The 12,539-nt window shown below is 63.2% G+C and carries 12 protein-coding genes; 7 read left to right on the forward strand and 5 right to left on the reverse strand.

Translation table 11 applies throughout. The features are described from left to right. The first annotated feature begins 13 nt into the window (after positions 1-13). The 6 genes from ndk to proB all read left to right on the forward strand — a co-directional run bounded on the left by ndk (position 14) and on the right by proB (position 7,901). Complete coding sequence (ndk, locus tag QRN54_RS23400; RefSeq protein ID WP_003944527.1) at positions 14-433, forward strand: nucleoside-diphosphate kinase; 420 nt, start codon at positions 14-16, stop codon at positions 431-433. A 448-nt stretch (positions 434-881) separates the two neighbouring features. Then, on the forward strand, positions 882-4,127 hold the full coding sequence (locus tag QRN54_RS23405; RefSeq protein WP_285183142.1) for a translation initiation factor IF-2 N-terminal domain-containing protein: 3,246 nt from the start codon (positions 882-884) through the stop codon (positions 4,125-4,127). Positions 4,128-4,446: 319 nt separating this feature from the next. Next, complete coding sequence (gene rplU / locus QRN54_RS23410; RefSeq protein WP_003944533.1) at positions 4,447-4,758, forward strand: 50S ribosomal protein L21; 312 nt, start codon at positions 4,447-4,449, stop codon at positions 4,756-4,758. Between the two features lie 42 nt (positions 4,759-4,800). Further along, positions 4,801-5,070, forward strand: a complete 270-nt coding sequence (gene rpmA, locus QRN54_RS23415) for a 50S ribosomal protein L27 (RefSeq protein WP_003944532.1) — start codon at positions 4,801-4,803, stop codon at positions 5,068-5,070. Positions 5,071-5,301: 231 nt separating this feature from the next. Then, positions 5,302-6,753: a GTPase ObgE gene (gene obgE / locus QRN54_RS23420; protein WP_003944579.1), complete on the forward strand. Its 1,452-nt coding sequence runs from the start codon at positions 5,302-5,304 to the stop codon at positions 6,751-6,753. Between the two features lie 44 nt (positions 6,754-6,797). After that, on the forward strand, positions 6,798-7,901 hold the full coding sequence (proB, locus tag QRN54_RS23425; protein WP_003944552.1) for a glutamate 5-kinase: 1,104 nt from the start codon (positions 6,798-6,800) through the stop codon (positions 7,899-7,901). Here the strand turns inward: proB and QRN54_RS23430 are convergent. After that, entirely contained in the window at positions 7,874-8,731 is an 858-nt protein-coding gene (locus QRN54_RS23430) for an NAD-dependent protein deacetylase (protein ID WP_042450219.1), read from the reverse strand. The genes proB and QRN54_RS23430 overlap by 28 nt on opposite strands. A gap of 50 nt (positions 8,732-8,781) precedes the next feature. Here QRN54_RS23430 and QRN54_RS23435 point away from each other — a divergent pair, with 50 nt between their 5' ends. Then, a complete protein-coding gene (locus QRN54_RS23435) occupies positions 8,782-9,303 on the forward strand; it encodes a VOC family protein (RefSeq protein ID WP_317829761.1) in 522 nt (173 codons plus the stop codon). Positions 9,304-9,347: 44 nt separating this feature from the next. Here the strand turns inward: QRN54_RS23435 and QRN54_RS23440 are convergent, their stop codons facing one another. From QRN54_RS23440 to ectA, 4 genes are read right to left on the reverse strand one after another with little or no spacing between them, the layout of a single operon-like run. Then, the gene (locus QRN54_RS23440) at positions 9,348-10,280 is read right to left on the reverse strand and encodes a D-isomer specific 2-hydroxyacid dehydrogenase family protein (protein ID WP_285183144.1); all 933 of its coding nucleotides are present in this window, start codon (positions 10,278-10,280) and stop codon (positions 9,348-9,350) included. A gap of 9 nt (positions 10,281-10,289) precedes the next feature. Continuing rightward, on the reverse strand, positions 10,290-10,688 hold the full coding sequence (locus tag QRN54_RS23445) for an ectoine synthase (protein ID WP_003944463.1): 399 nt from the start codon (positions 10,686-10,688) through the stop codon (positions 10,290-10,292). A 15-nt stretch (positions 10,689-10,703) separates the two neighbouring features. Next, positions 10,704-11,966: a diaminobutyrate--2-oxoglutarate transaminase gene (gene ectB, locus QRN54_RS23450; protein WP_003944528.1), complete on the reverse strand. Its 1,263-nt coding sequence runs from the start codon at positions 11,964-11,966 to the stop codon at positions 10,704-10,706. Positions 11,967-12,014: 48 nt separating this feature from the next. Beyond that, positions 12,015-12,530, reverse strand: coding sequence for a diaminobutyrate acetyltransferase (ectA, locus tag QRN54_RS23455; protein ID WP_003944572.1), 516 nt, complete (start codon positions 12,528-12,530; stop codon positions 12,015-12,017). Positions 12,531-12,539 lie beyond the last annotated feature (9 nt).

Raw genomic sequence — 12,539 nt, forward strand, 5'->3', positions numbered from 1 at the left:
TAGGCTGTCCGCTGTGACTGAGCGCACCCTCGTACTGATCAAGCCCGACGCCGTTGCCCGTGGATACGTAGGAGAAATCCTCAGCCGTATCGAGCGCAAAGGCCTGACAATTGCAGCACTCGACCTCCGCGTAGCTTCCGAAGAGGTGGCTGGTAGCCACTACGCAGAACACGCCGAGCGTCCGTTCTACCCGAGCTTGTTGGAGTTCATCACCTCCGGTCCGCTGGTGGCCGCAGTGCTCGAAGGCCCCCGAGCCATCGCTGCTTTCCGTCAGTTGGCCGGCGGAACCGACCCGGTCGACAAGGCTCTTCCGGGTACAATCCGCGGCGACTTCGGACTCGAAGCGCAGCAGAACCTCGTTCACGGCAGCGACTCCGTGGAGTCGGCAGAGCGTGAAATCGCTCTGTGGTTCCCCGCGCTGTCGTCCATCTGAATCTCCGATCGGGCCTCTGGCCCACATGAACGGGCCTTCGGCCCACATCTCCACAGCGAATTCTCGGCACGTATCCCACATCGGTGCGCCCTTTGCAGTTGCAGGCGCGTTGGTGTGGGATACTGCTTTCAGTTGAACCGCAATTTGTTTTACGCACGTTCAACCGGATGACACCTAGGTTCGATGCCCTTTCATCGCTGCTCCAGGTCAACAGGAAATCCCTGGACCTCTGCACGCTGGATGATCAGGCGCTCGCGCACAGGACAACGGCCATCCAGCCAGGCACTTCATGTGCTCGCAGTGAATAACGGGCATTGCGGACCATGCGGAGCGAGACCTTACAATCTCGTACTCACTTCTGAGTGCGAGTACACACAGCACGCTCCCGCGTGGCCGCGTGACAACTCGACTTCTGGGTTGGACGCGCCCGGGGGCTGAGGAGACTTACGTGGCCGATCAATCCCCAACCGAATCAGATTCCAGCACCACCCCGGAATTTCCCGACAAGATGCGCGTACACGCGCTGGCGAAGTTGCTCGGCGTCACCAGCAAGCAGGTCCTTGCCGAAGCCGCAGCGCTCGGTACCGAATTGCGCAGCGCGCAGTCGAGTCTCCACCGTGACGTCGCTCAGCGGATTCACGCCTCGTTGGCTTCCGCGGCCGAGGCCATCGAGCCCGTCGTCGCCGAGCTCGACACCCTCATCGACCCGGTTGTCGAGGCGCCTGTTGTCGAGGAGCCTGCTGGAGAAGCTCCCGTGGAGGCTCCTGTTGCAGAGGCTCCGGCCGAGAAGCCTGTCAGGGCTCGTCGCACCCGCAAAAAGGTCGTCGTCGAAGAACCTGCAGCAGAAGAAGCAGTGGATCCGGCTGTCGCCGAGATCAGCGCTGGACTCGACGCCGCTGCTGCGCTGCAGAGCAAGGAAGCCGAGCAGTCCGATCTGTTCACTTCCTTCGAGGCGCCGCAGACCCATCAGCCCGAGGTGGCTCCCGCCGCGCCGCAGGTCCCGCTGTTCCTGCAGCCGGATCTCGAAGCCGCCGAGGTAGCTCCGCGTCGCCGTCGCGCACGCCGCGAGCCTGCTGCACCGGCGGTCGTCGAAGAGAAGCAGACAACCGCGGAAGCCGAAACCGTCGTTCCCGAGGCAGCGCCGGTTGCAGTTCCTGCCGTCGAAGAGCCGGCTGTGACCGCACCGCAAACCGAGGGCGAGAGCGCCGAGTCCGAGGACGAGGACGACGATCAGCCGCGTCGCCGTCGTCGTGGACGCCGTGGACGTGGACGTGGTCGCGGTGAACAGGGTGGCGAGCAGGGTTCGGACGAAGAGTCGGATACCGCTACCGAATCGGAGCAGGAATCTGCCCCTGCGGCAGTCGAGAAGCAAACCGACGACGCTGGCGGCGAAGAATCCGGTGATAAGTCCGAGTCCACCGCTGATGCGGATTCCGAGAATGCCGACGATTCCGATCTCGATGCCGACGGATCGAGCCGCCGTCGCCGTCGTCGTCGTCGTCGCAAGACCGGCACCGACGGCGCCACCGACGCGACTGCGACGTCCGAGGACGATCCGCCGAACACCGTCGTTCACGAGCGCGAACCTCGCAACAAGACCCGCGTCAAGGACGAGGTCCAGGGCATCAGTGGTTCGACACGTCTGGAAGCGAAGCGTCAGCGTCGCCGCGACGGTCGTGACGCCGGCCGACGTCGCCCACCGATCCTGACCGAGTCGGAGTTCCTCGCGCGTCGTGAGGCCGTCGATCGCGTCATGGTTGTGCGCGATCGGGCAGACAGCGGTCAGCCGCATGCGACTACACAGGTAGCAGTCCTCGAAGACGGAGTGCTGGTCGAGCACTTCGTCACCAACTCGGCGTCCGCGTCGATGGTCGGCAACGTGTACCTCGGACGTGTCCAGAACGTGCTCCCCAGCATGGAAGCTGCGTTCATCGACATCGGACGTGGCCGCAACGGTGTTCTCTACGCCGGTGAGGTCAACTGGGAGGCTGCCGGTCTCGGTGGCAACTCGCGCAAGATCGAGCAGGCCCTCAAGCCGGGCGATCAGGTGCTCGTTCAGGTCAGCAAGGATCCGGTCGGTCACAAGGGTGCTCGACTGACCACACAGATTTCGCTTGCCGGTCGTTTCCTCGTCTACGTGCCCGGTGGTACGTCCACGGGTATCAGCCGCAAGCTTCCGGACACCGAGCGCAAGCGTCTCAAGGAAATCTTGCGCGACATCGTTCCCGCCGACGCCGGCGTGATCATTCGCACGGCGTCCGAGGGCGTCAGCGAAGAAGAGTTGGCGCGCGACGTGACTCGTCTGCAGGCTCAGTGGGCCGGCATCGAGGAGCAGGCTGCGGCTGCGGACACCGGTAAGTCCGGCAACCCGCAGGCGCTGTACGAAGAGCCTGACATGCTGGTCAAGGTCATTCGTGATCTGTTCAACGAGGACTTCTCCAAGCTGGTCATCGAGGGCGAGAAGGCGCACACGACGGTCGAGAACTACATCAACTCCGTTGCGCCCGACCTGCTTCCGCGGCTCGAGAAGTACACGCCGAACAACGGTATCGACGTCTTCGCGGCTCGCCGTATCGACGAGCAGTTGGCCAAGGCACTCGATCGCAAGGTGTGGCTGCCGTCCGGCGGCACCCTGGTGATCGACCGCACCGAGGCCATGACCGTCGTCGACGTCAACACCGGCAAGTTCACCGGAGCCGGCGGAAACCTCGAAGAGACCGTCACCCGTAACAACCTCGAAGCGGCCGAGGAGATCGTTCGCCAGATGCGCCTGCGGGACATCGGCGGAATGATCGTCGTCGACTTCATCGACATGGTTCTCGAATCGAACCGGGACCTGGTCCTGCGTCGGCTCACCGAATGCCTGGGTCGCGATCGCACGCGCCATCAGGTGTCGGAGGTCACGTCACTCGGGCTCGTGCAGATGACGCGCAAGAAGTTGGGCACCGGATTGGTCGAGGCCTTCTCGACCACCTGTGAGCACTGCCACGGCCGCGGCATCATCGTCCATTCCGAGCCCGTCGAGGTGAAGTCCTCGGATGACGGAGGATCGCGTTCGGGCTCGCAGCGCAGTGATTCCGGTACCTCGCGCAAGAACAAGCGTGGCCGCGGAGACAAGTCGGCTTCGACCGAGTCCAACGGACAGGAAGCTCCGGCGCCGGAGGTTCCGGCCGTCGACGCGACGGTCAAGCGGGCTCATCCGGTGGCATTGGCGATGGCCTCGCATCACCACGACGACGACGAGACCGTCGCGGCCGACTCGACCGAGTCTGATTCCGCCGGTGTGTCTTCGGGGGACGATGCATCCAAAAGTGCCGATCGGCAACAAGATCGGCCGATCGATACTCCTGCTGCTGCTGAGCACCATGACGTTCCTGTTGTGGACTCTGCTGCGGAAGAAGTATCCGCAGTGGACAACGAGTCGGCCGCAGCTTCGACCGAAGCAGCTCCGCGCGGTCGTCGGCGTAGTCGCCGGGCGTCGCGGGCAGCGTCGGCACCTGTTGCCGAGGCAGCTCCCGAGGTGGGCACGGTCTTCGTGATTCCGACTCCGGAACCCGTGGTGGACGCGGTCGCGGAAAACGTTCCGGCTCCGGCCACCGAAGTTCCGGCTGAGGAAGCAGTTGTCGTCGTCAAGAGACCCCGTCGCAGGCGTGCAGCAGCACGTCCCGCAGGTCCTCCGGTAGACGGAGAGTAAGAACTACTGGCTTTCGGTCGGTTGGATGACTTCGCGATGAGCGAGGACATCCAACCGCTATCCGAAGTTTCAGCTGGTAGAAGCAGTACAGAGTAGTAAGCACCACCCCTCGGCGGGGCGGTTTGACCCTGACGGTTGCTTTCCCGTAACCTTGGAGGGTCGCCACCCGGCGGTAGAGATTCCGTGTGCCTAGAGTGCGCGTGAATGTCCCGGTACGTCAGTGCCGAGCCGAGGTGACATAAACCAGACCAGTCGCGATGCATTTGAAGCCTCAGGCAGCAGCGCGAGCAAGTTCGAAGAAGCAAGGGGTAGCCCTCCGATGGCAACGTACGCGATCGTCAAGACCGGCGGAAAGCAGTACAAGGTCGCTGTTGGTGACCTCGTCAAGGTCGAGAAGATCGAGGGTGAGCCCGGCACTGCTGTCTCGCTTGCTCCCGTTCTCGTGGTCGACGGATCTGACCTGACCACCGACGCGGCCAAGCTGGCCAAGGTCGCAGTCACCAGTGAGATCGTCGAGCACACCAAGGGCCCGAAGATCCGCATCCACAAGTTCAAGAACAAGACCGGTTACCACAAGCGTCAGGGCCACAGGCAGCCGATCACGGTGCTCAAGGTCACGGGCATCAAGTAACCAGTTCTTTCTAGCTAATTTCACCCGAGGAGGGTCAATAGCATGGCACATAAGAAGGGTGCATCCAGCTCCCGTAACGGTCGCGATTCAAACGCCCAGCGCCTCGGCGTGAAGCGCTTCGGCGGCCAGTCGGTCAGCGCAGGCGAAATCCTGGTTCGCCAGCGCGGCACGCACTTCCACCCCGGCGTCAACGTCGGCCGTGGCGGCGACGACACCCTGTTCGCTCTCGCTGCCGGCGCAGTCGAGTTCGGCCAGAAGCGTGGACGCAAGACCGTGAACATCGTTCCGGCCGTTGTTGCGGCTGAGGTCTAGTCTTTCTCGCTAGTTGTGCGTCATCGGTTCTACTTCGGTAAGCCGGTTCTGCTTTCGGTAAGAGAGTGACGCGTTCCAAGCTCCCGATAGGGGCGGACCAGGGTTGAAATAACCCGGTCCGCCCCTATCGTTTGTTTAAGCAGTACCCGTTTTGCCCCGAGCAACCCTGCTCACCAGAAGTTCAGCTCATCGCGTGAGACCCGCAATTGACTGAGGAAGGATCCGGCAGTCATGTCCCGATTCATTGACCGTGTTGTGCTGCACGTCAGCGCTGGAAAAGGCGGCAATGGTTGCGCCTCCGTACACCGCGAGAAGTTCAAACCGCTCGGCGGTCCGGACGGTGCCAACGGAGGTCGCGGTGGCGACGTCATCCTCGTGGTCGACGAGAATATCCACACCCTCCTCGACTTTCACTTCCATCCCAACGCGAAGGCGACCAACGGCAAGCAGGGCGCCGGCAGCAACCGCGAGGGTGCAAACGGTGAAGACCTCATCCTCAAGGTTCCGGATGGAACTGTGGTTCTCGATACCGACGGCAACGTGCTTGCCGACCTCGTGGGAGTCGGTTCACGCTTCGACGCCGCTCAGGGCGGCCGCGGCGGACTCGGCAACGCTGCACTCGCCTCGAAAGCCCGCAAAGCTCCCGGTTTCGCACTCCTCGGTGAGGACGGTGTCGAGCGTGACCTGGTTCTCGAACTCAAGTCGGTAGCCGACGTCGGTCTGCTCGGATTCCCCTCCGCCGGTAAGTCTTCGCTTGTGTCCGTTCTCTCTGCGGCCAAGCCGAAGATCGCCGACTACCCCTTCACCACTCTGGTCCCCAACCTCGGCGTCGTCTCGAGCGGCGACACCACCTTCACCGTCGCCGACGTGCCCGGGCTGATCCCCGGTGCCAGCGAAGGCCGCGGTTTGGGCCTGGACTTCCTGCGCCACATCGAACGCTGCGCCGTATTGGCGCACGTGATCGACTGCGCCACCCTCGATCCGGGACGTGACCCGATCTCCGACATCGACGCCTTGGAAGCAGAGCTGGCTGCGTACACGCCTGCGCTCTCCGGCGATTCGGGACTCGGTGACCTCGACAAGCGCCCGCGCGTCGTCATCCTCAACAAGACCGACGTTCCCGAGGCCGCCGAATTGGCCGAAATGGTCACGCCTGAGATCGAAGCTCGCGGATGGCCGGTCTTCACCATCTCGGCGGTGAGCCGAGAAGGATTGCGACCGTTGACATTCGCGCTGGCGAAGATGGTCCGCGACTACCGCGAAGCTCATCCGAAGCCCGAGCCGAAGCGCCAGGTCATTCGCCCGGTCAAGGTCAAGGATTCCAGCTTCACCATCGAGAAGGATCCCGATATTCCCGGTGGGTTCGTCGTCCGAGGCACCCGCCCGGAGCGGTGGATTCGTCAGACCGCCTTCGACAACGACGAGGCCGTTGGTTACCTCGCCGACCGTCTTGCTCGATTGGGCGTCGAGGACGCATTGGTCAAGAAGGGCGCTCAGCCAGGAGCTTCCGTCACCATCGGTGACGTCAGCTTCGAGTGGGAGCCGATGACGCCGGCCGGTATCGATCTGACCCGCACGGGCCGTGGAACCGACCCGCGTCTCGATCAGGTGGAGCGCATCGGCGCGGACGAGCGCAAGCACGCGCGTCGTGTCCGCCGCGGCTTGCTCGACGAAGACGCCTGACCCACGCGATTTCAGGACGAAAACCGAAGAGAGGGAACGGGACTGTGCTCGGGTCCACCAGGGAGTCGATAGCGTCGGCTCACAGTATCGTCGTGAAGATCGGGTCGTCTGCGCTCACCAGTCTGGTGGCGGGACTCGATACTCACCGACTCGATCTGTTGGCCGATGCCATCGAGGCTCGCATGCGTGCGGGTTCCGATGTCGTCGTCGTCTCGTCCGGTGCCGTCGGCGCCGGACTGGCGCCGCTGGGACTGACCAAGCGGCCGCGGGATCTCGCGACCAAGCAGGCTGCGGCCAGCGTCGGTCAGTTGGCTCTGGCTCACGCCTGGGGTACGTCGTTCGCCCGTTACGGGCGTACCGTCGGGCAGGTTCTACTCACGGCTGACGACATCGCTCGACGGACGCAGCACCGCAACGCCCAACGGACACTCGATCGTCTACGGGCATTGCACGCGGTGGCGATCGTGAACGAGAACGACACCGTTGCCACCACCGAACTTCGATTCGGTGACAACGATCGGCTGGCTGCACTGGTTGCTCATCTGGTCGGCGCCGACGCGTTGATCCTGTTGTCGGATGTGGACGGACTGTACGACGGGGATCCCCGAAAGGGCGATGCCACACTGATTCCCGAGGTCAACAGTCCCGAGGATCTCGACGGTGTGGTTGCCGGTTCGGGTGGCGCCCTCGGTACCGGAGGCATGGCGTCGAAGCTCTCAGCAGCACGCCTGGCCGCTGATTCCGGCGTGCCGGTTCTGCTCGCGGCCGCATCGGACGCTGCGCAGGCACTCAGTGGTGCCGATGTCGGAACGGCATTTGCGCCCCGGCCGACGCGATTGTCGGCCCGCCGATTCTGGGTTCGTCACGCCGCTGACACATCGGGTGACCTCCACCTCGACGAAGGCGCCGTCCGCGCGGTCGTGTCCAAGCGTCGAAGCCTTCTGTCCGCTGGCATCGTCGGTGTATCCGGTGACTTCCACGCCGGCGACGTCGTGTCCCTGATGGGGCCGGGGGAGAAGCCCGTCGCCCGGGGTGTCGTTGCGTTCGACGCTGCGGAGATCGAGGAGATCCTGGGGCGCTCCACCACCGATCTGCCGGCCGACATGCAGCGTCCTGTCGTTCACGCGGACGACTTGGTGGCGCTGTAGCTTTCGTGCTCAACGAGGGCGGAAAGTGCTTCAGCGCAACCGACTTCGAGCTTGAGGTCGGCGAATTCGTCGCCGCGAGTCGTGCCTCGATTGACGATGGCGATCGGCTTCCCGGTCTTGGCGGCATGCCGGACGAAACGTAGGCCGGACATCACGGTCAACGACGACCCGGCTACCAACAGTGCGTCGGATTGGTCGACAAGGCTGTATGCACGGGCGACGCGTTCCTTGGGGACGGATTCGCCGAAGTAGACGATGTCCGGTTTGAGTAAGCCACCGCACACGGCGCAATCCACGACGCGAAAGTGTGCGGTGGATTCGATCACGGCATCTGCGTCGGGTGCGATTTCGACTCCTGTTGCAGCAGCGACTGTTTCGGCGAATCCGGGATTGGCTTCTTCCAGCCTCTCCGCGAGAGTGGTGCGGGAGATCAGCCGCTGGCAGCTCAGGCATCGAACCTGCGCGTAGGTGCCGTGGAGGTCGATGACGTTTCGCGCGCCGGCCTTGGTGTGCAGGAGGTCGACGTTCTGGGTGATCACGCCGACGGCTCGCCCTGTTCGTTCCAGCGCCGCGACGGCCCGGTGGCCCTGGTTGGGGCGGGAGCTGTCCATGTATCGCCAGCCGATGTGGTTGCGAGCCCAGTAGTGCCGCCGAAACGCCGGATCGCCGATGAACTGCTGGAACGTCATCGGATTGCGCGGTGGCGAATCAGGGCCGCGGTAGTCCGGGATTCCGGAGTCGGTGGAGATGCCGGCGCCTGTCAGAACTGCCAGGCGACGGCCGGCCAGGAGCTCGGGGAGGGCGTCGAGGCGGCTGTTGTCGGTAGGCACCGTTCCAGGATAGGCGCGTGTGCGAGACGGAGGCGCGGAGGAAGTCCGAAATGTTCAATAGAACACGTGTGCGATCGCCAATACTCGTATACATGAACACAGTGAACCCAATCCCTGCTGGTTACCGCACGATCACTCCCTACCTTGCGGTGCCGGACGGCCATGCCGCACTCGACTACTACAAACGAGCACTTGGAGCTGAGATAGTCGATGCGATGAACGCACCTGACGGCTCCCTCATGCATGCGGAGATCCGGATCGGCGATTCGATGCTGCAGCTTTCGCAGGAGATGCCGGACTTCGGTCTCAAATCACCGCAGGACGGCTGGGTGCATTCGTCGATCGTCGTCTACACCGAGGACACGGACGAGTTTGTCGCTCGGGCAGTCGCCGAGGGAGGCACGCTGGTCACGGCTGTGGCCGATACATTTTCGGGCGACCGGCATGGAGTGTTTCTCGATCCGTTCGGCCACAGGTGGGCAGTATGCACGAAGGTCGAGGATGTACCTGCCGAAGAGGTCGCTCGCCGGGCGCGGGCGCTTTTCTTTCCGGAGACGCAGTCGCCACAGTAATTTGTGGCAACCGTCGTCCGAGCATTCGAGCTTCGGCGGCGTGCTCAGTATCCGGCTACTGGGTCCACGAGGGCAGCCAGCGCCTCACCCTTCGCGAAGCGGGTCACGTTCTTGGAGACGTGATCCGCGAACGCGGCGGGGCGAACGCCTGGCGGATTGGAATCGTGGGGTGTGATGATCGCATTCGTCAGATCCCACAGTGGGTGACCGTCCGGGAGGGGTTCGGGATCGGTGACGTCGAGACCGGCGCCGCCGATCTGTTCCGACTCGATGGCCTCGACCAGTGCGTCGGTGTCGACCAGTGATCCGCGCGCGACATTGATCACCCAGGAATGGGGTTGCATCGCCGCCAACTGCGCACGGCCCACGAGGTGGCGGGTGGCCGGGGTGGCGGGCGCAGCAATCACGAAGTGATCTGCGCGAGAATAGATTTCATCCATCCTGGATGCGGGGTACGTCGAGATCGCCCCGGGGACCGGGCTACCGGAACGATTGACTGCGATGCTGTCCGCCCCCTGCGCGGCCAGCATCGGAATCAGCGCGCGGCCGATACCGCCTGCGCCGATGATCGCAACCGTCGAGCCACGAAGGGTGCCGATCTTGGGAAAGAACTCGAACTGACGCCACGTTCGAGCCTCGATGTGTGCAGGCAAGTGGCGAACTCCGGCCAAGAGAAGCATGAGTGCATGCTCGGCCACCGACGCCGAAAACGCACCGGCCGCCGAGGTCCACGTGATTTCTGTGTTCTTCGGAATCACACCGGAGTCGAACCAATCCTCGATTCCCGCCGACGGAAGCTGCACCCACCTGACCGACGCCGGTAACTCCGACGGAAAGGTCTCGGGTGAGCCCGCCCAGATCAGGGCGTCCGCAGTGTCGATCGGACTGATCAGACCACCGCCCCGAAGCACCGCGCTGTCGAGCAGTGCATCGGGGACGGGGCCGATCGCTACGCGTGGAGAGGTGTCAGTCGCCATGACTAGACGCTACGCGGGGACCTCCACCAGTGGGTAGACACCGTTCTCGTCGTGCACCTCACGCCCGGTGACCGGCGGATTGAACACGCACAGCATGCGCATCTGCGTGTCCGGCTCGACGCGGTGACGCTCGTGGCCGTTGAGCAGGTACATCGACCCCGGTGCGAGATCGTATTCCTTGTTGTTGTCGAGGTCGATCAGCTTGCCGGTGCCCTCGACGAGCCAGACAGCCTCGACGTGGTTGGCGTAATGGAACTCGTTGACCGAACCCGCCTTGATGGTGGTCTCGTGGAACGAGAACCCGACGCGGTCGCCGCCGAGGACGATGCGCTTGCTGCGCCAGTTTCCGTCCTCACTCGTGATGTCGCGGTCGGTGTCGGTGATCTCGGTGGTGGTGCGAACGATCATGGGAGAGTCCTTCCTCTAGCTGCAGACCTTGAGTGTCGCCTCGGCCAGGATGGAGAGGCCGTGCTCGAGCTCGTCGTCGGTAATCGTCAGTGCGGGAAGCAGTTTCACAACCTGGTCGGAGGGTCCGGAGGTCTCGGCGAGCAATCCCTCGTCGAATGCCAACTGGCAGACCTTGCCGGCGCGCTCGGGCTGTTCGAAGACGAGGCCCTGAACCAAGCCACGCCCGCGGTGCGAGACCTCGCCGGGGAACTGATCGGAGAGGTTGGCGAAGCATTCGCTGATGCGTGCGCCCTTCTTCAGCGTCGTCTTGGTGAGGGCGTCGTCGGACCAGTAGTGGTCGAGTGCCACCTTGGAGGTGACGAACGCCGGGTTGTTGCCGCGGAATGTGCCGTTGTGCTCGCCCGGTCCCCAGACGTCGAGTTCACGCTTGAACAGCGTGAGCGCCATCGGCATTCCGTAGCCGCTGATCGACTTGGACAACGTGACGATGTCGGGAACGATTCCGGCCTCTTCGAAGGAGAAGAACGGGCCGGTACGGCCGCAACCCATCTGGACGTCGTCGACGATCAACAGGATTCCGCGATCCGAGCACAGTGTTGCCAGCGCCCGAAGCCATTCGGGGCGAGCGACATTGACGCCACCTTCACCCTGCACGGTTTCGACGATCACTGCCGCGGGGCGGTTGATTCCACTGCCGGAATCATCGAGAACGCGGGAGAACCACTGGAAGTCCTCGGTGACGCCGTCGAAGTAGTTGTCGAAGGGCATCGGTGTCGTGTGCACGAGGGGGACACCGGCGCCCGCGCGCTTCATCGAGTTACCGGTCACGGAGAGTGCACCAAGTGTCATTCCGTGAAATGCGTTGGTGAAGTTGATGACTGCCGAACGTCCGGTGACCTTGCGAGCCAGCTTCAATGCAGCCTCGACGGTGTTCGAGCCGGTCGGGCCGGGGAACTGGACCTTGTAGTCCAGTCCGCGTGGCTCGAGGATGTTGCGCTGAAAGGTCTCGAGGAATTCGCGTTTGGCGACAGTGGACATGTCGAGGCCGTGCGTGATGCCGTCGTTCATGATGTAGTCGACCAGTGCGGACTTGAGCACCGGGTTGTTGTGACCGTAGTTGAGTGCGCCGGCGCCGGCGAAGAAATCGAGGTAGTCGCGTCCGTTCTCGTCACGAATCCAGGATCCGGATGCGCTGGTGAACACTGCGGGCCAGTCACGGCAGTAGCTGCGAACCTCGGACTCGAGGGTTTCGAAAATGCTTGCTTCGTTGATATTCATATCTTCTTTGTTCCTCCGGGGCATGCTGTATGCCGAGCGCGAAGTGCGCTAGGCGCCGATCGTGTAAAGATCTTCGGCTTCGTGTCCATCGGGAAAATCGTTGGGCGAGAACAAGGTCTGCCTGGTTATCGGTACTTCGCGCCGACGTGCGAGCGCGGTGAAGAGTGCGATCGAAGCCTCGTTGTCGGGGCTGATCGTGGTCTCCAGATGTGTAACACCCAGTGGGGCAGTGCGATCCATCAAGTCGGACAGCATGCGGGCAGCAATTGCCTTGCCGCGCTGGTCTTCGTCGACCGCAACTTGCCACACGAACAGGGTTTCCTGAGCGCTGGGACGGGTATAACCGGAAACGAATCCGACTACGCGGCCGTCTACCTCCGCGACGATGGACGTCGCGCTGAAATCCCTGCACCACAACAGGTATGCATAACTCGAATTGAGGTCGAGCACCTTCGAATCACGTGCGATCTCCCAGAGCCGGACTCCGTCATCGATCTGTGGGCTTCTGAACAACACCGCGTCCGGCGCGGTGGTCGGGATAGCTCTCGTATCAACAGGCTTCATCGGTCATCT

Origin of the sequence: Rhodococcus sp. MEB032 (genome assembly GCF_030208925.1) — a bacterium.
Classification (GTDB): domain Bacteria; phylum Actinomycetota; class Actinomycetes; order Mycobacteriales; family Mycobacteriaceae; genus Rhodococcus_F; species Rhodococcus_F qingshengii.

What these genes read in the sequence shown, in the direction of transcription:
- rplU (WP_003944533.1), top strand. Translation starts at nt 4,447, where the DNA reads ATGGCAACGTACGCGATCGTCAAGACCGGCGGAAAGCAGTACAAGGTC.
- rpmA (WP_003944532.1), top strand. Translation starts at nt 4,801, where the DNA reads ATGGCACATAAGAAGGGTGCATCCAGCTCCCGTAACGGTCGCGATTCA.
- obgE (WP_003944579.1), top strand. Translation starts at nt 5,302, where the DNA reads ATGTCCCGATTCATTGACCGTGTTGTGCTGCACGTCAGCGCTGGAAAA.
- QRN54_RS23435 (WP_317829761.1), top strand. Translation starts at nt 8,782, where the DNA reads ATGTTCAATAGAACACGTGTGCGATCGCCAATACTCGTATACATGAAC.
- QRN54_RS23440 (WP_285183144.1), bottom strand. Translation starts at nt 10,280, where the DNA reads ATGGCGACTGACACCTCTCCACGCGTAGCGATCGGCCCCGTCCCCGAT.
- QRN54_RS23445 (WP_003944463.1), bottom strand. Translation starts at nt 10,688, where the DNA reads ATGATCGTTCGCACCACCACCGAGATCACCGACACCGACCGCGACATC.
- ectB (WP_003944528.1), bottom strand. Translation starts at nt 11,966, where the DNA reads ATGAATATCAACGAAGCAAGCATTTTCGAAACCCTCGAGTCCGAGGTT.
- ectA (WP_003944572.1), bottom strand. Translation starts at nt 12,530, where the DNA reads ATGAAGCCTGTTGATACGAGAGCTATCCCGACCACCGCGCCGGACGCG.